Source organism: Bacteroidia bacterium (assembly GCA_020852255.1).
GTDB lineage: Bacteria > Bacteroidota > Bacteroidia > JADZBD01 > JADZBD01 > JADZBD01.
Genome location: JADZBD010000002.1, coordinates 378,715 through 402,072 on the forward strand (window position 1 = coordinate 378,715; position 23,358 = coordinate 402,072).

Annotated in this window: 20 protein-coding genes; 10 read left to right on the forward strand and 10 right to left on the reverse strand. The window is 48.1% G+C overall.

Annotated features, from left to right (window positions below):
- Positions 1-83 precede the first annotated feature (83 nt).
- Positions 84-650 (forward strand): RNA polymerase sigma factor, encoded by a 567-nt coding sequence (locus IT233_02425; GenBank protein ID MCC7301474.1) that lies wholly within the window; start codon positions 84-86, stop codon positions 648-650.
- Entirely contained in the window at positions 631-1,737 is a 1,107-nt protein-coding gene (locus IT233_02430; GenBank protein MCC7301475.1) for a CDC27 family protein, read from the forward strand. The genes IT233_02425 and IT233_02430 overlap by 20 nt, the downstream gene beginning before the upstream one ends.
- Here IT233_02430 and IT233_02435 read toward each other — a convergent pair whose 3' ends face one another.
- The 3 genes from IT233_02435 to IT233_02445 form a co-directional block, all read right to left on the reverse strand.
- Positions 1,738-3,285, reverse strand: coding sequence for an Rne/Rng family ribonuclease (locus tag IT233_02435; protein MCC7301476.1), 1,548 nt, complete (start codon positions 3,283-3,285; stop codon positions 1,738-1,740).
- 226 nt (positions 3,286-3,511) lie between these two features.
- Positions 3,512-4,294, reverse strand: a complete 783-nt coding sequence (locus IT233_02440; GenBank protein MCC7301477.1) for a tetratricopeptide repeat protein — start codon at positions 4,292-4,294, stop codon at positions 3,512-3,514.
- Between the two features lie 15 nt (positions 4,295-4,309).
- The gene (locus tag IT233_02445) at positions 4,310-4,603 is read right to left on the reverse strand and encodes an integration host factor subunit beta (protein ID MCC7301478.1); all 294 of its coding nucleotides are present in this window, start codon (positions 4,601-4,603) and stop codon (positions 4,310-4,312) included.
- Positions 4,604-4,758: 155 nt separating this feature from the next.
- Between IT233_02445 and mutY the strand changes: the two genes are divergently transcribed.
- Together mutY and IT233_02455 are read left to right on the forward strand one after the other, a co-directional pair.
- Entirely contained in the window at positions 4,759-5,808 is a 1,050-nt protein-coding gene (gene mutY / locus IT233_02450) for an A/G-specific adenine glycosylase (GenBank protein ID MCC7301479.1), read from the forward strand.
- A 23-nt stretch (positions 5,809-5,831) separates the two neighbouring features.
- Positions 5,832-8,204 carry a TonB-dependent receptor gene (locus tag IT233_02455; GenBank protein ID MCC7301480.1) on the forward strand — a complete coding sequence of 791 codons (2,373 nt, stop codon included), beginning with the start codon at positions 5,832-5,834 and terminating at the stop codon, positions 8,202-8,204.
- Here IT233_02455 and IT233_02460 read toward each other — a convergent pair.
- Both IT233_02460 and IT233_02465 read right to left on the reverse strand, forming a co-directional pair.
- The gene (locus IT233_02460; GenBank protein ID MCC7301481.1) at positions 8,201-9,004 is read right to left on the reverse strand and encodes a hypothetical protein; all 804 of its coding nucleotides are present in this window, start codon (positions 9,002-9,004) and stop codon (positions 8,201-8,203) included. The two genes, IT233_02455 and IT233_02460, sit on opposite strands and share 4 nt — an antisense overlap.
- Positions 9,001-9,669, reverse strand: a complete 669-nt coding sequence (locus IT233_02465; protein ID MCC7301482.1) for a hypothetical protein — start codon at positions 9,667-9,669, stop codon at positions 9,001-9,003. The genes IT233_02460 and IT233_02465 overlap by 4 nt, the downstream gene beginning before the upstream one ends.
- A gap of 46 nt (positions 9,670-9,715) precedes the next feature.
- On the opposite strand from IT233_02465, the gene gcvP reads away from it, so the two are divergent.
- From gcvP to IT233_02485, 4 genes are all read left to right on the forward strand, one after another.
- Complete coding sequence (gene gcvP / locus IT233_02470) at positions 9,716-12,628, forward strand: aminomethyl-transferring glycine dehydrogenase (GenBank protein MCC7301483.1); 2,913 nt, start codon at positions 9,716-9,718, stop codon at positions 12,626-12,628.
- 67 nt (positions 12,629-12,695) lie between these two features.
- Entirely contained in the window at positions 12,696-13,727 is a 1,032-nt protein-coding gene (locus tag IT233_02475) for a T9SS type A sorting domain-containing protein (protein MCC7301484.1), read from the forward strand.
- Between the two features lie 87 nt (positions 13,728-13,814).
- Positions 13,815-14,711 carry a T9SS type A sorting domain-containing protein gene (locus IT233_02480; GenBank protein MCC7301485.1) on the forward strand — a complete coding sequence of 299 codons (897 nt, stop codon included), beginning with the start codon at positions 13,815-13,817 and terminating at the stop codon, positions 14,709-14,711.
- Positions 14,712-14,819: 108 nt separating this feature from the next.
- A complete protein-coding gene (locus tag IT233_02485) occupies positions 14,820-16,049 on the forward strand; it encodes a T9SS type A sorting domain-containing protein (protein ID MCC7301486.1) in 1,230 nt (409 codons plus the stop codon).
- A 47-nt stretch (positions 16,050-16,096) separates the two neighbouring features.
- Here IT233_02485 and IT233_02490 read toward each other — a convergent pair whose 3' ends face one another.
- On the reverse strand, positions 16,097-16,846 hold the full coding sequence (locus tag IT233_02490; protein MCC7301487.1) for an ATP-binding cassette domain-containing protein: 750 nt from the start codon (positions 16,844-16,846) through the stop codon (positions 16,097-16,099).
- Positions 16,843-17,583 (reverse strand): ABC transporter permease, encoded by a 741-nt coding sequence (locus IT233_02495; GenBank protein MCC7301488.1) that lies wholly within the window; start codon positions 17,581-17,583, stop codon positions 16,843-16,845. The genes IT233_02490 and IT233_02495 overlap by 4 nt, the downstream gene beginning before the upstream one ends.
- A 277-nt stretch (positions 17,584-17,860) precedes the next feature.
- On the opposite strand from IT233_02495, the gene IT233_02500 reads away from it, so the two are divergent.
- Both IT233_02500 and feoB read left to right on the forward strand, forming a co-directional pair.
- Entirely contained in the window at positions 17,861-18,100 is a 240-nt protein-coding gene (locus IT233_02500; protein MCC7301489.1) for a ferrous iron transport protein A, read from the forward strand.
- Positions 18,101-18,145: 45 nt separating this feature from the next.
- Complete coding sequence (feoB, locus tag IT233_02505) at positions 18,146-20,080, forward strand: ferrous iron transport protein B (GenBank protein ID MCC7301490.1); 1,935 nt, start codon at positions 18,146-18,148, stop codon at positions 20,078-20,080.
- Positions 20,081-20,084: 4 nt separating this feature from the next.
- On the opposite strand, the gene clpX is transcribed toward feoB, so the two are convergent.
- The 3 genes from clpX to tig are packed head-to-tail and all read right to left on the reverse strand — an operon-like array spanning position 20,085 to position 23,358.
- Positions 20,085-21,326 (reverse strand): ATP-dependent Clp protease ATP-binding subunit ClpX, encoded by a 1,242-nt coding sequence (gene clpX / locus IT233_02510; protein ID MCC7301491.1) that lies wholly within the window; start codon positions 21,324-21,326, stop codon positions 20,085-20,087.
- A 12-nt stretch (positions 21,327-21,338) separates the two neighbouring features.
- Positions 21,339-22,004 (reverse strand): ATP-dependent Clp endopeptidase proteolytic subunit ClpP, encoded by a 666-nt coding sequence (clpP, locus tag IT233_02515; GenBank protein ID MCC7301492.1) that lies wholly within the window; start codon positions 22,002-22,004, stop codon positions 21,339-21,341.
- Between the two features lie 10 nt (positions 22,005-22,014).
- Positions 22,015-23,358 carry a trigger factor gene (gene tig, locus IT233_02520; GenBank protein MCC7301493.1) on the reverse strand — a complete coding sequence of 448 codons (1,344 nt, stop codon included), beginning with the start codon at positions 23,356-23,358 and terminating at the stop codon, positions 22,015-22,017.

A 23,358-nucleotide genomic window follows, 5' to 3' on the forward strand; every position in this document is an offset into this window, starting at 1 on the left:
CTGGAAATTCCATACGCTCTCCACATTTTTTAAAAAAGTACATTTACTGCCTAACAGAATGAGTCTTTGTCCGTTTAAGAAGCATGGCAGAACAGACCCCTGACACTGAACTGCTCCGGTTGTACCGCAGCACCGGTGACCGGTCGGCGTTTTCGGAGCTTTACCGAAGGTATGTACATCTTGTAATGGGTATGAGTTTAAAATACCTCAAGGACAAAGATGAGGCCAAGGATGCTGCCTCTCAGGTATTTGAAAAGTTACTGAAAGAATTAAAGCATGCCGAAATACAAAACTTCCGGGGCTGGCTGGGATTTGTGACGCGCAATCATTGCATCTCCATTTTACGAAAGAAAGGTGTTGAAAATGAAAGGAATGCAGCGCTGCGATATTTCTCCTCCCCCACTATGGAATCCGGGGAAGAAGAACGTCTTATCAGCAGGGAGAGCGATTACCACAGGCTTGAAACGTGCCTGAAAGAACTCAACCCTGACCAGGAAAAATGTCTACGCTTATTTTATATAGAGGAATGCAGTTATGCCCAGGTGGCAGAACGAACCGGCTATACCATGAATGCTGTAAAAAGCCACCTCCAGAACGGAAAGAGAAACCTTAAGATACTGCTCGAAAAAAATGTCCACATCCCCAAATAACCGGCACTGTCTTAGCCTCGGCGAGATGGAAGAATATGTGAAGGGCTCCCTTTCGCAGGGTGCAGCCCATGCGGTAGAAAAACACCTGCTTCATTGCGAGTTATGCAACGATGCTGTGGAAGGTTTCCGGCAACATCCGTTCACTGCAGCGGATCTGCCGCCGGAGCCTCAACCTAAGAACATCATTCGTTGGAAGGTCCTGAGTTCTGCTGCGGCCGCAGCAGCCATTGTGGCAGGGATATTTCTCTTCCAGAATGACTCAAAAGAGAACCTGATTTCAGAAAAGGCAGACAGGCAAACAAAACGTGCAGATTCATCTGCTGGTACGTTAACGGCAGCGCCGGAACAAAGCCGGAACAAGATGCTGAACGCACTCGTAGAAAAGGACAAGGAAGTAGGATCGCTGATCAGGGAACCGGTAAAAAAAATGGAAGTCCAGCCGGATTTCTATACCGCAAAGGATACATCCTTCTGGGTAATGCCTCAGCAGAAAGTTTCACCTTTGAACAATCCTGCTGCCCCTGAGAATGGGCTTGTTTCGCCGAAGGACAACCTGAAAGACACTTTTCTTTTCGACCTGAAAGTAACACACTACGCATATTATTATGTTAGCGGGGAAGAAGTGCCGGACCAGATCCGATCTACGGAAGCCCGGTTTGAAAATGAACAAGAAAAGGATCTCAGAAAGAAAGAGGGAAAGGATCTGGAGTGGGTAACTACAGAAGATGTGATCCGGAAGGCTATGGAAAATTTCTCAGAAGGAAACTACGCATCAGCGCTGAAACTCTACAATGTTCTTATTTCCTATGAACCCAATGATGTAAACGCCCTCTTCTACGCATCCGTATGTTACAAGAATCTCAACAGGGCGGCAGATGCCGTATCCTATCTGGAACGTGTGACCGGCAGCATTCATACCAGTTTTGCCGAAGAAGCTGAATGGGAGCTGGCCCAGTGTTACGTTCAGATGAAGGAATTTAAAAAGGCAGAAGAGCAATTGGAAAAGATATGGCAGAAAAAAGGATTTTATTCTGAACGGGCGCTCCCGATGCTCCGGAAAGTACGCCTCAAGAATAAAAAGCAGTAATTATATCTTGATCTCCTCCTCGTCGCGGTTGAAAAAATGATATTCAAGGAAGTGATAATTATTCATGCCCTTCACTTCCAGTTTACCGCCGTATTTCTTCGCCCATTTCCCTTTCATTGTAAACCATCCGCGCGTAAGATGTGATTCCAGGAAAGGATGAACTGCCAGCACTACGCGCTTTTCGTTGAGTTCCTGCATGATGTATTTCACATCATTTTCAATCTGGTCCAGCAGCAATACGCTGGCCTGAATTTCTCCGCTTCCTCCGCAGGCGGGGCACTTTTCCGCCGTAACCACATTCATTTCCGGTCGCACGCGCTGCCTTGTAATCTGCACCAATCCGAATTTACTGGGAGGCAAGATATTGTGCTTGGCCCGGTCGAGGCGCATTTCATTCTTAAGTTTTTCAAAAAGCTTCTTTCTGTTATCGGGATTATGGAGATCAATGAAGTCGACTACTATGATACCCCCCATATCGCGCAGACGCAGCTGGCGCGCGATTTCGGCTGCTGCCTCCAGATTCACTTCAAGCGCATTTGCTTCCTGAGAATTATCCGAACGGGCACGGTTCCCGCTGTTCACATCCACCACATGCATCGCCTCCGTGTGCTCAATAATCAGGTATCCGCCGGAACGCATGGTAACATGCTTTCCGAACAGAGCTTTAACCTGCTTATCTACTCCAAAATGATCAAAGATAGGAACGGTGCCCTTATACAACTTGAGGATCTTCTCCTTATCGGGAGCAATCTGGTGCAAAAAGCCCTTCATGTCATCATGCATCTTCTGATCCTTCACATGAATAGCACTGAAGCTCTCATTCAGAAGGTCGCGCAGGATCGCATTTGTACGATCAATTTCCCCGAGTACTCTTTGCGGAGGCGCTGCTTTGGTCAATTCATTGAAGATGGATTCCCATTTGCTGATCAGGTCATTCAGATCGGCATGTAACTCGGCCACGGTTCTGTTCTCGGCCACGGTGCGGATAATTGCTCCGTAATTCGCGGGAAGCACGCCCTGAACCAGTTTTTTCAGACGGTCACGTTCCTCCTTTTCCCGGATCTTCTGCGAAACAGAAACTTTATCTGAGAACGGAACAAGCACAACATAACGGCCTGCAAGAGAAATCTCAGAAGTGATTCGCGGTCCTTTAGAAGAGATCGGCTCCTTGGCAATCTGCACTAGTACGTGCATTCCAGACTGTACGATCTGCGTGATTTTACCGTCCTTATGTATATCCCGTTCACAGGTAAAGAACTCCAGTTTGGGAGAGCCCTTTCCGGTGGTAGCCGTTTTTACAAATTTAATAAGTGACAACACCTGCGGCCCAAGATCCAGGTAATGAAGAAAAGCATCCTTCTCATAACCCACGTCTACAAAGGCGGCGTTCAACCCGGGCATCACCTTTTTGACCTTGCCCAGATAGATATCACCAACATTAAAACTTTTGTTGCTCTTTTCCCGGTGGAGTTCCACCAGGCGTTTTTCATTCAAAAGAGCGATCACCGTTTCATTCGGTGCGTTATCGATAATAAGTTCTTTACTCAAAGCTATTCAAATTGTTCTCAAAAACAGAACGTACGGAATGTTCCGCATTCTGTTTTCGGGAAAGTTCAGTTATTCGCAACGGCAAAAGGCCGCTGCGCGGAAACATCGTTAATGACGATTAACGATTCTTTTTCTTATGGCGGTTCTTGCGCAAACGCTTTTTACGTTTGTGAGTAGCCATCTTATGACGTTTTCTTTTCTTACCGCTGGGCATGTCAATTCGTTTTTACTGTTTTAATTTATCTATGTACTTTCTCACTTCTGACCGGATCAGGGTGTCCGTGGTCAGGGTGTAATATTTCTCATATTCCTTTATTGCTCCCTCCTTATCTCCCTTCAGCTCCAATGCTTGTCCTAAATATAGCCAGGCATCTACATAGTTGCTGTCAACTCTCAGCGCCGTGCGGAACCGGCTCTCCGCTTTTTCCCACTGGCCCGATTGCATGGAAAAGAAACCGAGTTGTATGTGGGCATCCACAAACGTGCTGTCTTCAGCGATCAATTCTTTCAGCAGCGCAACACCTTTCATGGGGTCGCTTTTCTGTTCCACCAGGCACACTGCCTTCTTCAACCGCGCTTCCCTGTTTCCGGGTTCCATCCGGAGAATCATGTCGCAGGAATGAATCGCCAGACTATATGCCCGGGATCGCTGCTCCGGTTTGCTGAGCATAGCGGCCTTGTAAAAATCTGTGGCTGCTTTCATCCAGTCTGCGGTCTTGCCACTTTTTTCGGCAACCAGGTACATGTAGGCTGCAGCACCTATCGGGCGGTGACGCAGGCTGAAATATTCCCTGATGCTGTCGGCCCGGGTATTCAACGCCCACTGTTCCACCCGTTTCCGGTCCGGCTCGGACAACACCTGTAGCTCTTCCTCCCACAGAGCAGGAGCTGAAATGAATTCCTGGATAACTTCCGTCTTTTCAGCGGCCTCCGGAATTCGGGGAGCAATAAATAAAAGAACTCCAATAACCAATGCCACAGCAACCGCTATGGCCTGTGGTGATCTCATAACTTTTTACAGAAACTATTGGGAAACAGCCACATTCTTCTTCACCTTCTCCACAAATGTCTTCGCCGGCTTGAAGGAAGGAATAAAGTGAGCAGGAATCACAACCGTGGTATTCTTAGAAATATTCCTTCCGAGTTTTTCCGCTCTCTTTTTTGTAATGAAGCTTCCAAACCCCCTGAGGTAGATATTCTTACCTTCGGCGAGAGAATTTTTCACTTCCGTCATGAATGCTTCCACTGCAGTGAGGACAACCACCTTTTCGATTCCGGTTTTTTCGGAGATCCTCGTTACGATTTCAGCTTTTGTCATATTATAAGGTATTTAAAATCAAACCATTAATATTTAGCAAAGATACATCAAATTTCTTTGAACTTCACAATCAAGCACAAACATAATAATTTGATTTTGAAGGAATTATAAAATATTTCTTAGTATTACTCTGATTCTCTGCCAGTTGTAATCCCATGAAAAGCTTCTCAGATCAACTGATTTCCTGGTACCGGACGCATAAGCGAGCGCTTCCATGGAGGGAGACACGTGATATATATAAGGTGTGGCTCAGTGAAATCATTCTTCAGCAGACGAGGGTTGATCAAGGGTTGCCTTACTATGAACGATTCCTGAAAATCTTTCCTGATGTGAACGCCCTCGCGAAGGCTTCCCGCGAAAAAGTTCTGAAGGCCTGGGAGGGGCTGGGATATTATTCCCGTGCCAGAAATCTTCACGAAACGGCCCGAACGGTTTCTTACAAACTAAGAGGAAGATTTCCCGGTGATTATTCAGGACTGATCCGTCTCAAAGGAATCGGACCGTACACTGCCGCTGCAATTGCGTCTTTCTGTTACGATGAAGCCCGGGCGGTGGCAGACGGAAATGTGATGCGATTTTTAAGCCGGCTTCATGGCATCCGGACAGCAGTGGATACGGCCGCAGGAAGGAGAAAAGTGATGGCTCACGCACAGGAGTGGATGAAGGGGCAGCGGCCATCGGAATTCAACCAGGCGATCATGGAATTCGGTGCACTTTACTGTATTCCGGCATCGCCCGATTGTACTTCATGCATATTTCGGGATGTTTGTGTAGCAGGAATAAAAAAGCAAGCCCATTGCTTCCCGGTAAAGAAAAAGAAGACGGCGGTAAGAGACCGCTACTTTCATTACTTTCTGTGCGAATACAGCGGCCGGATACTGATACATGAACGAACAGAAAAAGATATTTGGCAGGGATTGTTCGACTTGCCGCTTATTGAAACTGCCCGGCCGGCGGGAGCCGCATCTGCCCTGTCGGCGTTTCTAAAAGCACGGAAATTGCGCTCAGCCGCCGTGGTGGTAAGCGGTCAGCCCCGTGAAGTAATACATATTCTTTCCCATCAAAAGATCCATTGCCGGTTATTCGTCCTGCAACTGAAAAAGAGACTGGTGTTGTTGCCCGGCGAGCGCCTGATCCGTAGTGCAGATTACAGGCTTTATCCTATGCCCCGGTTACTGACCCGTTTTCTTTCGAAGGAGATATAAGTTCTATACCTTTGCGACTCCTGATGAGGACGATCCTTTTTCTCATTCTGTTCACGGCCGGTTCGGGCACACTCCTCGCACAGACGCTTACGCAGACGGTGCGCGGAACCGTTATAGATGCCGACTCGAAATCGCCCATTCCCGGTGTTGCCGTAAAGATGTTCTTTGGAGATTCGGTCAAGACTTCCACCAGTGATGCAGACGGAAAATTCAGGATCCGTGAGGTTCCGGTAGGGCGTCACCGGATGACTTTCTCATTTATCGGATACGAAGAACGCAAGCTGGATAACCTGGTGGTGGGAACAGGAAAGGAAGTTATTCTGCAGATTGAACTAACTGAAAGTGTTATCATGAGCGATGAAGTGCAGATTTACGGGAATATTGACCAGACCAAAGCGAACAATGATCTGGTGACGAATAGTTCCCGGAATTTTCAAAGCGAGGAAACGGAGCGCTATGCCGGTTCGCGGGCAGATCCCAGCAAGATGGTAGCCAATTACGCCGGTGTAGCGTCTGCGAACGATCTGCGAAATGACATCATCGTTCGGGGCAATTCTCCACTTGGCGTGCTCTGGCGGCTGGAAGGACTTGACATTCCCAACCCCAACCACTTCTCGAATCAGGGTGCCACCGGCGGTCCGATCAGTATTCTTAATAATAATCTGCTGGCCGGCAGTGATTTTCTCACGGGAGCGTTCCCTGCAGAATACGGAAACAAGAGTGCCGCTGTTTTCGATCTCCGGCTAAAGAACGGCAATAACGAAAAATACGAATTCACTTCGCAGATCGGCTTTAACGGCTTTGAGCTGGGAGCCGAAGGTCCTATTTCAAAAAAACAGGGGTCGTCCTTCATCGCCGCTTACCGGTACAGCACTTTCGCTTTTTTTGATCTGATTGGGGTAAACTTTGGTGTTTCGGGAATTCCGGAGTACAGTGACGCAACGGTGAAGTTCAACATACCCACGAAAAAAGCCGGACAATTCTCTCTGTGGGGAATTGGAGGCAAGAGTCATATTGAACTGCTGGACAGTGAACGTGACACCACCAACTGGGCGCTAACGGACGGCGGGGAAGACCTGATCTTCGGCAGCAATATGTTTGCGCTGGGAATGAACCACGTCTATTTTTTCACACCTGACATTTCAGGAAAATTTTCCGCCGGCTTCACACGGGGAGGTTTCAGCGCAATAATTGATACGCTGAGCAGCACAAAGGTACCCTTCCGGGTTTACACCAATGAATCATCGGAAGATTCCCATATTCTCTCCTATGTTCTCACATGGAAAATGAATGCCCGGCACCTGTTTAAAACCGGAATTAATTATTCCGGCTTTTTGTTCGATTATCACACTTATTTCTGGTCGCGGAAAAGCCTGATAAATGTAGATCAGTTAAAACAAAACGACGGTACCGGGGTCCTCCAGTCATTTCTTCACTGGCAATACCGGATCAACGAAAAGCACAGTATGAATACAGGGATTCACCACCAGTACCTAGTCCTTAACGGGCGGCAAATCGCTGAACCCCGTATCGGATGGAGGTTTCAGTTTAAAAAGAACCAGTCTCTCTCTCTTGCCGGCGGAATACACAGCCAAACAGCACCCATGCTTTATTATTTTTACAAAACATACGATACCCTTAGTCAGTCTTACACACAGAGTAATCTGGAACTGGATTTTTCAAAGAGTGTTCATGCGGTAGCAGGGTACGACCTGGTATTTAAAAAGGACTTTCGGATGAAGGCTGAAGTATACTATCAGTACTTGTTTCACATTCCCATTGATACTTCCCGTAACAGCACTTTCTCGCTCATTAACTCAGGAAACGACATAGAAGGTCTTCCGCTGATGGACAGCCTGTATAATTCCGGTACAGGAAGTAGCCGGGGCATAGAATTTACTTTCGAAAAGTTTTTCAGCAAGCGGTATTACTTCCTGACTTCTGTTTCGCTGTATCAGTCGGATTACTCCGCAGCCGATGGGAAAATACGCCCAACCGCCTTTTCGGGAGGATATGTTTACAATCAGCTGGCCGGGTATGAACTTCCGGTTGGAAAGAAGAAGAACGTGCTGCTGGAACTGGATATGAAATTCACACTGGCTGCGGGAAACCGCTACACACCCATTGACCTTGTTGCTTCGGCCGCAGAAAACAGTGCGGTTTATTCAGACAGTCTTGCGTTTTCGGAAAAATTTAAAGATTACTCGCGGCTGGATCTGAAAGTAAGCGTTCGTATCAACAGGAAAAAGACCGCACATTATTTATTCCTCAATGTAGAAAATGTGACCGACCGGAAAAACGTACTGCGTCAGATCTACGATCCGAAGACAAGTACCATCGTGGAAGAATACCAGCTCGGTGTATTTCCGTACGGGGGTTACCGGATCGAATTCTAGGCCAGCAGCCACTCGGACAATCCCATCACCAGTATCACCCCGTCTATTCCCAACGTAAAAAACAGTTCCCGCCGTTCAGGCGATGCCAGAAAGGATAAAGGGAAATAGATCGCCGCGGTGATCATCCAGGGAAAAAAAGTTTCCTTGAAAATTCCGGCAATAAACAGAGTGGCCAGAAAAAAAAACCAGGACAGCTTACGGGTGCCGTCTGTATCCACCATTTGCGGCCAGGTTTTTATTCCATCTGCCCTATCCCGCGCTACATCCCGCAGGTCGAACAGGAAAGCGAGGGAAGTGATAAAACATGCGCGCTCTGCACATGTAACCCACATTTCCCGGCCGAAAGATTCCATGCTTATTCCGCTGATAAAAAATCCCCAGGTAATTCCGATCAGAAACGGCTTCAGCCATCCGTACTTTCTCAGGTTGACACCGGGAATAAAATAGGCAAGGGAAATGATTCCCGTACAGAGAAAAACAATCTGTTCAAAACGAGTGGCACGAAACAGAAAATAGAAACCCATCATTCCGGCAGACAGGATGACTGCGGTGATTATCCCACCCCGAAAACGAATAAATAACCGCTGCCGTTCGCTCAGTGCCGCATCCTCCTTTCGGATGAGAACCAGGCGCTGCAAATTATAAAGGAAAAAAATGCTGCAGAATACAAACAGCATCGGTTCCCACTCCGGTACCCGCTGATGCCTGACCATTGATCCGGCATAAAGTACGGCACCCGAAAGTGCAATAAAAATATTCCCGTCCGTCAGGAACCGGCCAGGGATACCGGGAAACCTCATAGGTGTTTATCGTAGAAGGAATCAGGCAGCGAGAAATAAAGCAGACTTCCGGCGACCAGTCCGATGGCGGCACCTTTGAGACTGGCCACTATCTTTTTCTTTCGTGCTACGCGCTCATATCCTACAAGGTAAACATCGTAGTGCGGCGCACCTCTCACTTTATAGTTAGGCGCTCTCACCTTAATAAAAGGTATCAGCAGTGCCCCTGAGTAGGCAAAAGGAGGAAGGTATGCGTAAAAATATCCGCCATAATTGGGTAGCAGGGCCCCTGAGGCAAACCCGATTCCCGCTCCAAGCCAGAATTCAAGAGCAGTGTTGTGGTAACGGGCAGCATCCTGTTCCCCATGCATAAAATTCCGCATTTCAGGAACCGTGAAAAAATTACCGGCCATGGTATCGTAGATATAGAACACCCGTTCTGTTCCGTTGGCGTACTTAACCGAGAAGAGGCGATCCCGCTCCATCAGCAGTTTCCGCTCCGGATGCTTTTTGGTTGGCCTGGGATGCAGGCAGTATACTGTTTCCGGCAATGTGTCCAGAATCTTCGTCGGGAGGATCTCTCCATTCATCAGGAAGAGGGAGTCTGTTAATCGCAAGGTATCCGCCTGCTGTGCATAAGCGCTAAGGACAGAAAAATATAACAGGGTAATAATCCAACCATTCATCCTATTGTAAAGCTACAAAAAACATTTCCACGGGACGGTAAAAACCATGCGTCTCCTGTCGCCATTGTATTATATTTGTTTCCTTAAAATAAATCCTATGGATGCCTTCGTAAACAGACACAACGGACCCAACGCAGAGGAGACTGCGGCCATGCTTCAGCAGATCGGAGTCAAGAGTATTGATGAACTGATCGCACAAACCGTTCCGCAGGCCATTCGTCTGCAGCAACCGCTCGCTATCGGGCAGGGAATGACGGAGTTCGAATACCTGAATCATATTCGCGGACTGGGTAGAAAAAACAAATTGTTCCGGTCATATATCGGAGCCGGATATTACGGGACCATTCTTCCTCCGGTCATCCAGAGAAACATTCTTGAGAATCCGGGATGGTATACCGCTTATACTCCGTATCAGGCCGAGATTTCCCAGGGGCGTCTTGAAGCATTGCTGAATTACCAAACCATGATTTGCAGTATGACAGGGATGCCGGTAGCCAATGCATCGCTGCTGGATGAGGCTACAGCCGCTGCAGAGGCTATGAGTATGTTTTTCAGTTCGCGCAGCAGGGAGAAGGAGAAGGCCGGGGCGGTTGCGTTCTTTGTGAGCTCCAATTGTTTCCCCCAAACCCTGGATGTGATCACCACACGGGCCATTCCTTTAGGAATTGAAGTAGTTACCGGCACACCGGAATCCTTCAAAGGAGGAGAAAAATTCTTCGGTGCCCTCATTCAGTATCCCGATTCCAACGGAAGCGTGACTGATCCCTCGGTCTTCATAAAAAACTGCCAGACAGCCGGTATTCCGGTAGCCGTAGGAGCCGATCTTTTGTCACTTGCCCTGCTTCGACCGCCCGGAGAGATGGGCGCTGATGTGGTGTTTGGAAACAGCCAGCGTTTCGGTGTTCCGATGGGATTCGGAGGTCCACATGCCGCATTTTTCGCCGCAAAAGAAGATTACAAGCGGTTATTCCCCGGTCGTATTATTGGCGTGAGCGTAGATGCCGACGGCCGGCCCGCACTGCGCATGGCACTGCAAACACGTGAACAACATATTCGAAGGGAAAAAGCCACCTCGAATATTTGCACGGCGCAAGCACTTCTGGCGATCATGGCTTCCATGTATGCGGTGTATCACGGACCAAAGGGGATTCGCAGCATTGCAGCTCATATTCATTCCTGCACAGCCATACTTTACCGCGAACTGAAAAAAGCCGGCATCAATGTGAAGGGAACGCTGTTTTTCGATACCCTTCATATCACCGGTGCTGATCAGAACCGCATCCGTACCGCTGCACTGGCCACTGCTATTAATTTACAGTATAAAGGCAACGATGAAGTGATCATTGCTCTGGATGAAACCGTAAGTTCCGGTGATCTGAATGATCTTCTAGGGATTTTTGGAATCAAAAGCAGTGTAACGGCAGACACCATCCATAACGAGAAAGGTGTTCTTCAGGATTCCGGTCTAAAGCGTACCTCCCCCATTCTTGATCATCCCATCTTTTCTTCGTATCACAGCGAAAGCGAAATGATGCGATACATCAAGCGGCTGGAAAACAAAGATCTTTCGCTGACGCATTCCATGATCTCATTGGGATCCTGTACCATGAAACTGAATGCAGCATCAGAACTTCTGCCGCTTACCTGGCCCGAGTTTGCCAACCTTCATCCGTTTGTTCCGTCAGATCAGGCCGAAGGCTATCTGGAACTAATTAACACCCTCAACCGCGATCTTGCCGTTATTACGGGTTTCGCCGGTATGAGTTTTCAGCCAAATTCCGGCGCACAGGGCGAATATGCCGGCCTGCTTGTGATACGTGCTTTTCATCTGGCCAACGGAAACACTCAGCGAAACATTGCGCTTATTCCCACCTCAGCACACGGAACCAATCCTGCCAGCGCTGCAATGGCCGGAATGAAGATTGTACTTGTTAAATGCGATGAAAAAGGAAATATTGATATCGCAGATCTGAAGCAGAAAGCTGAACAGCATAAGAATGAACTCTCCTGTCTGATGGTAACCTATCCCAGCACCCATGGAGTATTTGAGGAAGGCATCCGTGAGATTACGGGCATCATTCACGACAATGGCGGTCAGGTATACATGGATGGTGCCAATATGAATGCGCAGGTGGGACTCACCTCACCCGGAAATATCGGGGCGGACGTATGTCACCTCAATCTGCATAAAACATTTGCCATTCCGCACGGCGGCGGCGGACCGGGCATGGGGCCCATCGGTGTGGCAAAACATCTGCTTCCCTTCCTCCCCGGACATCCCTTCGTAAAATCAGGCAGCGATAAAGCCATACCAGCAGTTTCCGCCGCACCCTTCGGATCGGCACTCATCCTGCTGATTTCGTACGGGTATATTAAAATGCTGGGAGGTCCGGGCTTAAAAGCCGCCACCTGCACAGCGATTCTGAACGCCAATTACATGAAAGAAATTCTGAAAGATCATTATCCCATTCTCTATGTGGGAACGAATGGGCGCGTGGCCCACGAGATGATCCTCGATTGCAAGGATTTCAAGAAAACCTCCGGGGTGGAAGTCGGTGATATGGCCAAGCGACTCATGGATTATGGATTTCATGCACCAACCGTTGCATTTCCTGTTCACGATACCCTGATGGTAGAGCCGACAGAAAGCGAAAGCAAGGCCGAACTGGATCGTTTCTGTGAAGCGCTGATCCAAATCCGGCAGGAGATCGAAGCCATCGAAAAGGGTCAGGCAGATCCGGCGAACAACCTGCTCAAAAATGCTCCGCACACTGTACGCAGGGCCACCGCCGATCAGTGGAAATTCCCCTACACCCGTCAGGCGGCCGTTTATCCTCTTAAGTGGGTGAAAGACAATAAGTTCTGGCCTTCAGTAGGGCGAGTTGACAATGCAGCCGGCGACCGGAATCTGGTATGTACCTGTCCGCCCCTGGAGCAATATGCCGAAGTGGTGGCGTAAGGCTATATTTCGTAACTTCGTGACCGGAAAACCCGAAAACAAAAACAATAAACCAAAACTCAATTCAATGAAAAAACTCTACGCAATTACTCTGTCACTTGGAGTGTGCGCAGGACTTATGGCACAGCGCCCTTCTACCGGCGAAACTGTTCAGGCTCCTGTGAACTCTAACGCCAAAAACGGAAACCCTTCCGTGATGGTAACCCCCACTGATACCCTTTGGGGAAATTTCCCAATGGGTGGCGGAACTGCCTCTCCTACCATTTTCTCCTCTACAGGAGGCGGATTTGTGGGCGGTCATAATGGCTACGGTGACCTTAAGAAAGTACAGGCTTTCATGGTAACCTCGCCCTATTCTGTGGAAGGCATTTGCTACTGGTTTGGCGGTAAAGTATTCACTTCCGGAAACAATACTTCTAAAGTTGTTTCCAGCCTGTGGGCAATGACCGGAACAGGAACCGCTTCCACCGGAAACGCACCTTGTCCTGCCAACAACCCGATCGCTAACACAAGCAACGACATCATGATTGGCGCCATTGATACAACCTCGAGCGGAGCAGGAGGATTTGTTTTTGTTACTCTTCCTTCACCCTACGCCGCTACCGTTGACTATGGTGCAGGCATCAACCTCGCCTTCAATAGCGCAGGTGACACCGTTGGTCTTGTTTCTACAGAGGACGGAGGTGCAGGTATGATGGATCAAAGCTGGGAGCAATGGAGCGACAATACATGGCACACCGCTTATGAGCCGCAGAACTGGGGTCTGAACATTGACTGGGCTATTTTCCCGATCGTGAATATGAATTCCGGTATTGCTGATGGCAACTTTATCAATGGCATCAAGCTGTACCAGAATTTCCCGAACCCCACAATGGGCAACACGACCGTTTCCTTCGAACTTGAGAACAGTGCAAAAGACGTAATGATCGTTATCAACGATCTGAACGGAAAACTGATCAAAAAGATTGAGCTGAAGAACCTGAACGCCGGCAAGCACGAGTTAAACCTCGATGCAAAAGAGATTGGTGCAGGAACTTTCTTCATCCTTCTCCAGGCCGACAACAATCGTCTTGGAAAGAAGATGACTGTTGTTCACTAAATCGTCACCAACGAATAAAAGCCCCGTGTAAAAGCGGGGCTTTTTTATTTTTAGTCAATATCTTTGCATCATTCACGTTACGCTGTCATGAAATATCTTTTGTACTCAATTCTTCTGTTTCTATACTCTGCACTTAGTGCACAAAATATTACTGAAGAATTTGAGGATTCCGCCACGGTAGTCAATAACGGATGGGTTACGCTGAACAATAGCAATCCTGCCGGACCTACTTCCTGGTTTGCCGGTAACACTACGGTATTTACCGCCCATTCCCAGAACGGATATTTTGCAGCAAATTACAACAGCTGTTCCGGCAGCGGTACCATCAGCACCTGGCTGATCTCACCGGTTCGCTGGTTTCGTAACGGAGATTCGATTCTGTTTTACACCCGCACCGTTGACTCCTCCCTGATTCCAACCTTTCCTGACAGGCTGCAGCTCCGGTTCAGTCCGAATGGAACCGGGCTCAATGTGGGTGCTAATGCCAGTGATACAGGAGATTTTACCCAGTCGTTACTTGACATCAATCCCACTTACGATTCTACAGGATATCCCAATGGTTATCCCTGCCACTGGAAAAAATACATGGTCATACTCTCGGGTCTACCCGCCCAGGGGGTGAGCGGACGCTTCGCCTTTCGCTATTTTATAGAAAATGGCGGCCCGCTTGGGTCACGTTCAGATTATATCGGCATCGACAGCTGTGCATACCGCACCCCTACAAACGGCGTTAATGAATCCGAACCATTCCGGTTCTCGGTATTTCCTAATCCCGTTCAGCAAGGACAACCTGTTTCTATTCAATCTGCCGATCTGCACACAGAGTCGAACCTGGAGATCCTGGACGCAACAGGCCGGATCATTTTTACCTGCTCTTTCCGGGATCAGATTTTTATTGATACCCGAAGCTGGGCGGCCGGGCTCTTTCACATCCGTTTAGTGAACAAAGATGGGACAGTCTCCCGTTCTTTGATTATCAGATAATTACACCAACACAACAGCTTATTTATGCAGGCCTCCATTTTGGGGGTTGGCCGTCTTTTAAGTAACTTCGCAGAAATTTCAACAGCCCTAAAACAAAAACCAAGAACAATGAAGAAACTCTACATTATTGCAGTCGTTCTTTTGATGGGAGGAGCCATGTTTGCACAAACGCAGAACATACCTATGAACCCCCGAACGAAGCTGCACCGGCCTATCAACAATGTTGTGAAGCCTTCGCACCTTAACGGTCCTGAAGCCATCAGTTCATTTATCGTTGACTATGATACCGCCGATGCTTATACCTGGTGGACCGGTGGCGATACTTACGATCGTTTCATATGGGACATGAACTGGAACTACAATGCAGCTCAGGGAGACACCGCGCTGAAGTATGTAGTAACAGCATTTGATACCATTATTGACAGCTATGCGAACCCGAGCCCTGTCGGCTACCCGCTCAACAGTGTTCAGCAGGTGAAAGTAGATTCCATCTATTTTATCATCGGTCAGGAGAATAACTCCACAACTGATGATACACTTATCGTTAAGCTGATGAACGTAAATGCGAATGGATATCCTTCCACTACCGTTTACTGGTCCGACACCCTTTATTTCCCTCAGGACATACCTCACGGAACAAACTGGCTGCAGGCCTACTATGTATCTATACCTGTTAACGGAAGCAATGGATTTGTGATCCCTTCCAACGGAAAAAAATATTCCGTGCGCCTGGAATATCATGGTAACAAACAGGATACCTGCGGTGTACTTGCCGGATTTGGATCATTCCAGGGTTCCTGCGGCAGCAGCCCGAATGCACTTCTGGCCTACCAGACTCAAACGGGTGCTTTCAAGGTGAACTCCACCACCTGGTATAATGCGAATTCCTTCGCAGTTTGGACCGAGTATGCCACTTATGGAACCTTGCCCACAACGAGCGGTGCGAACCTTTACTACGACTGTGACGGTTCTGGTGGTATTACTTCAGGCGACGGAATGAACTATATCCAGAACCTGAACATCCTTACGTACGAGACAGTAACTACCAATGTGGGTATGACTGAAGATTTCGTTAACGGTATCCGTCTTGGACAGAACTATCCAAACCCATCTGTAGCCGATTTCAACCTGATTTATCAGATTGAGAAGAGTTCAGCGGTTAAACTCGAGATCATGGATATGACCGGAAAAGTGGTGGCTGTGTTCAACGAAGGCAACAAGGCAGCCGGACAGCATACCATTAAGATTTCCGATCTGAATCTGCAGTCGGGCACCTATTTCTACACGCTTACCGCGAACGGAAATAAACTCACCAAGAAATTCAGTATTGCGAAATAGTTTCCGCTAACATTATCAATATAGCCCCGGCAGATCTTCTGCCGGGGTTATTTTTTTCGCAGCGATTTGAGAAACTTGGAAGCGTAAACAAAGTCCACCAATTGTTCATTGGTGGCCTGAAGTATATCGTGGCGGCTTCCCTCCCACGCTTTATTGCCCTTATGAAAGAAGGCGATCTTATCTCCGATCTCCATAACGGAATTCATGTCGTGGGTGATCACCAGGGTAGTCATGTTAAATTCATAAGTAATCTCCTGGATAAGATCATCAATAAGAATAGATGTTTTCGGATCGAGTCCGGAATTCGGTTCATCGCAGAACAGATACTTTGGATTAAGTACGATGGCTCTGGCAATGGCCACGCGCTTTTTCATTCCACCGCTTATCTCGGATGGAAATTTTGCATTTGCATTCTGAATATTCACACGATTGAGGCAGAAATTAACCCGGTCCAGCTTCTCCTGGGAACTCATTTCGGTAAACATCTGCAGCGGAAACATCACATTCTCCTCCACGGTCATGGAATCAAAAAGTGCTGCACCCTGGAAAAGCATACCGATTTCTCGCCGGATCATTTTCCGTTCATTCAAAGACATTCCCGTAAAATTCTTCCCGTCGTAGAGTACGTTTCCGCTATCAGGCTCCAGAAGACCAACCATGCACTTCATGGTCACGGTTTTGCCTGACCCGGATTCACCGATTATGAGATTTGTCTTGCCCTTATCGCATGTAAAGGAAAAATCCTTCACCACCTGCTTATCCCCAAATGACCTGGATATATTCCTAACCTCGATCATGCCAGCAGGATCTGAGTAATAATGAGGTTAAAAATTAATATCACTATACTGGAATAAACCACCGCCTTCGTACTGCTTTGACCCACTTCCAGCGCACCTCCGTTAGTCCGGTAACCGTGGTAGGAAGCTACCGAGGCAATGATAAAGGCAAATACACAGGTTTTCACCAAGGCATACATCACATTATATGGCCGGAATTCATATTGGATTCCGTACATATACTCCTGAGGGGTAACAACGCCCATTGCCACCCCCAGGAAATATCCCCCAAGGATCCCGAGGAACATACTGATCACGATCAAAAAAGGGTTGATGAATACAAGGGCGACTATTTTGGGAAGAATCAGGAAGGAAGCGGAATTCACACCCATGATTTCCAATGCATCCACCTGCTCACTCACTTTCATGGTTCCGATCTCGGAGGCAATATTTGATCCCACTTTTCCCGCCAGGATGAGACTGACAATGGCCGGGGAAAATTCAAGGATCATAGAATCGCGGGTGGTTACCCCTACAGCATACACCGGTACCCAGGGACTTTCAAATCCGAAAGCCGCCTGAATGGTAATAACTGCACCCATGAACACAGAAATGATGGCAACAATCCCCAGTGAACCAATCCCGAGTTTGTCGATTTCAGAAAAAACCTGACGCCGAAATACCCAGCCCTTTTCCGGGCGGCTGAATACCCTGGCCATCAGCAGATAATAACTCCCAAGATGATATAATATATTCATGGAAGTGCAAATTTAACCAAAACCGGGAACCTCCCCTCGCAGAATCCGTAGAAATGCTTAGATTTGAGGGAATTAGCTATGACTAAACGAGTTCTGATCCTGGCTTTTACGGGAATCCTGGTATTGGGTTTATCCTCCTGCTTTCTTTTCCGCAAGAAGAACAAGTGCGGTGATTGCCCGCAATGGAACCGGACCAAACATAACTGTACTGAACAAAAGCGTTAATATACCCTGTTTAGGGTATCACTTACCCCTGTGGAAGGGCTAACTTTATCACATGAAACATCTTAACCGTACACTGGACCAGTTGGCAATCGGAGAGTCAGGAGTGATAGAATCCTTCACTGATCCGGTTATGTCCCTGAAATTGGTTGAGATGGGGTGTGTTCCCGGCGAACCTGTATTAATGGACTCGGTGGCACCATTGGGTGATCCCATTGCCGTGATGGTTTGCGGTTACAAACTGAGCCTTCGGAGAACAGAGGCCGCCTCCATTGTGCTCCGGCCTCTCCGTTAAAGAAGGCATTTCTTCTTACCTGTGGACTCCACTCCCGCTTCTCCGCTGCGCATTGCACTGGTTGGGAATCCCAACAGTGGCAAATCAACCCTGTTTAACCGGCTGACAGGCCTGCGTCAGCGCACGGGAAATTTTCCGGGCGTAACGGTTGAAAAAAAATCCGGCACCTTTTGCCTTCCGGACGGACGCGATGTTGAAATCACAGATCTTCCCGGTACCTACTCTTTGTATCCGCGTTCCCTGGATGAACGGATAACCGCCGAATTCATTCTGAATCCGGACTTGGGTCCGCATGCAGCACTCGTAATTGCAGACGCTTCGAATCTTAAACGGTCGCTCTTCCTGATCTCCCAGCTGCAGGACACCAGGATCCCGATGGTAGTAGCTTTAAATATGATTGATCTCGCCATCAAGAACGGGGATAAGCTGGATCTCGAAAAGCTGAATAAAGAGTTCAATGCAGTATTTGTGCCCTGCAACAGCCGGAGCGGTGAAGGTGTAGTTGACGTGCTGCACGCGCTCGAATCCCTACAAGCTGTTCATACAGGAATTGAACCGGCGCTGTTCGCCTCCGCCAGGGAAGAGGAGCAGCGGGAAGAATCCGTTCGCCGCTACAGCCGGATCGGATCCATTCTCCGCGAAGCGTATGTTCCGGGGAAAAACAAGATGAATTCCATTACTTCAAAAGCAGATAAAATACTGACTCACCGTATTGCAGGATTTGCCATTTTCCTGTTCATTCTCTTCATAATATTTCAGTCCCTGTTCTACCTCAGTGCCTGGCCCATGGATATTATCGACGGCTGGTTCAGCAGTTTCAGCGCCTGGGTAAAGGACAAAACAGGTACAGGAGAACTGTCGTCGCTTATTGCAGAGGGAATCATTCCCGGGGTGGGAGGTGTACTCATGTTTGTGCCACAGATCGCTTTTCTTTTTCTGTTCATCACTCTGTTGGAAGACACCGGTTACATGTCGCGTGTGAGTTTTATCATGGACCGCTTATTCCGGAAATTTGGTATGAGCGGAAGAAGTGTAATCCCACTTATGAGCGGCATGGCCTGCGCAATTCCTGCGATTTTAGGAACACGTACAGTCAGCAACCGGAAAGAGAGGATGATCACTCTTTTTGTAACACCCATGATGAGTTGCAGCGCGCGCTTACCCGTATTTGCCTTCATGATTGCATTGGTAATACCAGATCAGATGCTTGGAGGTTTCATCCAGTTGCAGGGGCTTGTGCTTATGGGATTGTATCTGCTTGGTTTTCTGGGGGCCCTGCTTACCGCATGGGTGATGAAATGGCTGCTTAAAAGCAATGAGCGCAGTTATTTCATCATGGAACTCCCTGTGTACCGTTATCCCCGCTGGACTTCCGTAGGACAGACGATTATTGATAAAGTCAAAATATTCATCAAGGATGCCGGACTGGTAATTGTAGCTATTTCCATTTTGTTGTGGTACCTGGCCGCACACGGACCTGGCAACGAGTTTCAAAAAATTGAAGAACGCATCCGCTCCGAAGTACAGGCCGGCATAATTCCTGCAGATAAAGCCGCGGCAGCGGAAGCCTCTGAAAAACTGCGGGCTTCGTGGGCCGGGTATATTGGAAGAGGCATTGAGCCGGTGATAGCACCACTGGGATTCGACTGGAAGATTGGCATCGCGCTCATTACGTCGTTTGCCGCCCGTGAAGTATTTGTTGGCACCATGGCCACTATCTATTCTTTGGAAGATGAGAGTGTTTCTACATCCACTCTTCAGAAATTACGTTCGCAAACGAATGTACAGGGTGAAAAAGTTTTTTCTCTGGCCACCGGCTGCAGCCTGATGATCTTCTATGTATACGCTATGCAGTGCATGAGTACCTTTGCGGTGGTATACCGGGAAACAAAAAGCTGGAAGTGGCCCGTTATTCAAACGGTGTTCCTGAGCTGTTTTGCCTGGATAACGAGCTTTCTAACCTTTACGCTTTTAAGCTGAGATTTCAGGCGGCCTTCAGACGGCTCAGCCTTGAACGGGTAATTTTTTCTTTGGCGTAAACAGCTGTTATGTGAAGTTCAGATGCCTTTTTACCGGGCACTTCAAACATGGCATCCATCATAATTGCTTCACATATCGAACGAAGTCCGCGTGCTCCCAATTTGAATTCCATGGCCTTGTCAACGATGAACTCGAGTGCATCCGGTTCAAAGCTAAGTTTCACATTATCCATTTCGAAAAGGCGCTGATACTGGCGGATCAGAGAATTTTTGGGTTCGGTGAGAATTCTGCGCAGAGTAGCACGGTCGAGTGTATTCAGAAAAGTGAGTACGGGTAATCGGCCGATAAGTTCAGGGATAAGACCGAACGTGCGCATATCCTGCGGAGAAACATACTGCAGAAGATTATCCTTGTCCAGCTCTTCCCCCTCTTTTCCAGTACTGTATCCAATGGTTTGTGAGCGCATTCGCCGGGCGATGATCTTATCAATACCGTCGAAGGCTCCGCCGCAGATAAAAAGTATATTCCTTGTATCTACCTGGATCATTTTCTGCTCCGGATGCTTACGTCCGCCCTGCGGAGGAACACCGACTGCAGATCCCTCCAGCAGTTTCAGTAATCCCTGCTGTACACCTTCACCGGAAACGTCGCGGGTGATGGAGGGATTATCGCCTTTACGAGAGATTTTGTCTATTTCGTCTATGAATACAATACCTCTCTCTGCAGCTGCCACATTATAATCCGCAGCCTGCAGCAGGCGGGTAAGTATGCTCTCCACGTCCTCTCCCACATAACCGGCCTCTGTGAGTACAGTTGCATCGGCGATGCAGAACGGCACATTGAGGATACGGGCGATGGTGCGGGCCAGAAGCGTTTTCCCCGTTCCGGTTTCGCCCACCATTACGATGTTAGACTTTTCAATCTCCACATCTTCCGCCTTCATTTTGGCGGGCTTCTGCGTAATGCGTTTGTAATGATTGTACACCGCCACGGAGAGTACGCGCTTGGCCTCATCCTGACCAATCACATACTGGTCAAGGTGGGATTTGATCTCGGCCGGCTTATGTAATTGTACGGTGGCAAATGAAGTTTTGGCTTTATCGCTTTGCTCCACCTTCAGGATGTTCCAGGCCTGCTCAACACAATGATTACAAATATGCGCCTCCTGACCGGCGATCAGCATGGTGGTGTCTTTCTTATCCCGTCCGCAGAAGGAACAGGAAATCAGGTTACCCTTTCCGGCCATAACGTATAATTATTATTTTGAATTTCTTACCAGCACTTCATCAATCATTCCATAGGATTTAGCCTCTTCAGCCGTCATCCAGTAGTCGCGGTCAGAATCCTTCTCTACGCGCGAGAATTCCTGCCCGCTGTGTTTGGCGATGATGTCGTACAACTCCTTCTTTAGCTTAAGGATTTCCCTGGCAGTGATTTCGATATCGGAAGCCTGTCCTTCTGCGCCGCCCAGCGGCTGGTGAATCATTACGCGGCTATGCGGAAGCGCGGTACGCTTTCCCTTTTCGCCCGCGCACATCAATACTGCTCCCATTGAAGCAGCCATCCCGGTACAGATGGTGGCTACATCCGGGGTTATATACTGCATTGTATCATATATTCCCAGACCTGCATACACACTGCCCCCGGGCGAATTCAGATAGATCTGGATATCGCGCTTGGCATCAACCGATTCAAGAAAAAGCAGCTGCGCCTGGATAATGTTCGCCACCTGATCGTTAATTCCCGTTCCCAGGAAAATGATCCGGTCCATCATAAGGCGTGAGAAAACGTCCATCTGCGCCACGTTCAGCTGGCGTTCCTCGATAATGTAAGGAGTGAGCGAGGAGGTGTACTGGTCATAAAACATGGATGAGATCCCGTGGTGTTTCACAGCATATCTCCTGAATTCATCTTTTGGGTACATACTTTAGGATTTAGATTTTTTGAAATTCTTCGTAAGAAACTTCCTGTACATCCAGGGTCAATTTGTCTTTGTATAAGGCAAGCAGTCGCTGGTCATAAAGCTGACTATAGATTTTCCGTGCTTCATCTTCTTTGGAAAGTACGCTGTGAGCCACACCGTTCAGTTCTGTTTCCTCTACATCGGTTCTTCCCATGCGTTCATATTCCGACTTTACCAGCTGTTTCACATGCTCAAGCACTTCGGTATCCGCAATCTTGATATCGTTATCCTTAAGCAGTTTATTCTCAATAAGCTGCCATTTGAGCTGTTCCGCATAGGAAGGGTATTCCACCTCTACCTGTTCCTCCGTTACCGGCTTATCGTTCACCGCGCGTATCCAGCGCTTGAGGAAAGTATCCGGAAGCGCCAGGTTCAACTTGCCGAGCAGCATCTTGCGCACGGTATTCCTGAATTTCACATCTTTTTCTCCTTCGAACATGCGCGAGAGTTCTTCCCTCACCCTGGCCCGGAATTCCTCAGGGCTGTTCACGGCGCCGGGGCCGTAGATCTTGTCAAAAAGATCCTGGTTAAGCTCCGCAGGTGTTAGCCGGTTAATATTCTTTAATGTCACCTTGAGGCGGGTTGCCTTTAGCTTATCCGCATTGGTCTGCAGCAATTGAGCAAAATAGGCGGCGTCTTCTCCATCGGAGAAATCGTTTCCGGAAAGTTCGAGGGTGGATTCAGGCTTCAGGCCTGTAAATTTCCCTCTCAGTTCTCCGTTGGAAATACGCTCTGTAAAGATGGAGGAAGATTTGAAAAGGCCGCCGGGAATGATCTCTCCGCTCTCGCTGATCTCTACCAGATCTGCAGTGAGCCAATCTTTCTCCTCGGAAATCTCCGGGTTAATCAGTTTACCGTAGCGGCGACTGAGATCTTCGATGTACTTTCCCACCAACGTCTCATCTATACGAACGGAGTAAAAGGGTACTTTTTCAGACTTGGAAAGGCTGAGTTCAAAAGCCGGTGCGAGTCCGATATCATAGGTGAATTCAAATTCCTTCTGATTCTCCCAGTCAATATTCACCTGCTCATCCACAGCCGGAAGAGGGTTTCCGAGAATTTCGATGTTATTTTCTCTGATATATTTATGCACTGAATCGTTGAGGATCTTATTCAATTCATCGGCGAGGATGGATTTCCCATACATTTTCCGGATCATCCCAACAGGCACTTTACCTGGCCTGAAACCGGGCATATTCACCTTTTTTGAATAATCCTTCAGTGCGGAATCCACTTGCGCCTGGTAATCCTCCGGTGCCAGCTTTACCTTTACTACCGCATGCAGCGGGTCGATCTTTTCCTGTGTGATATTCAT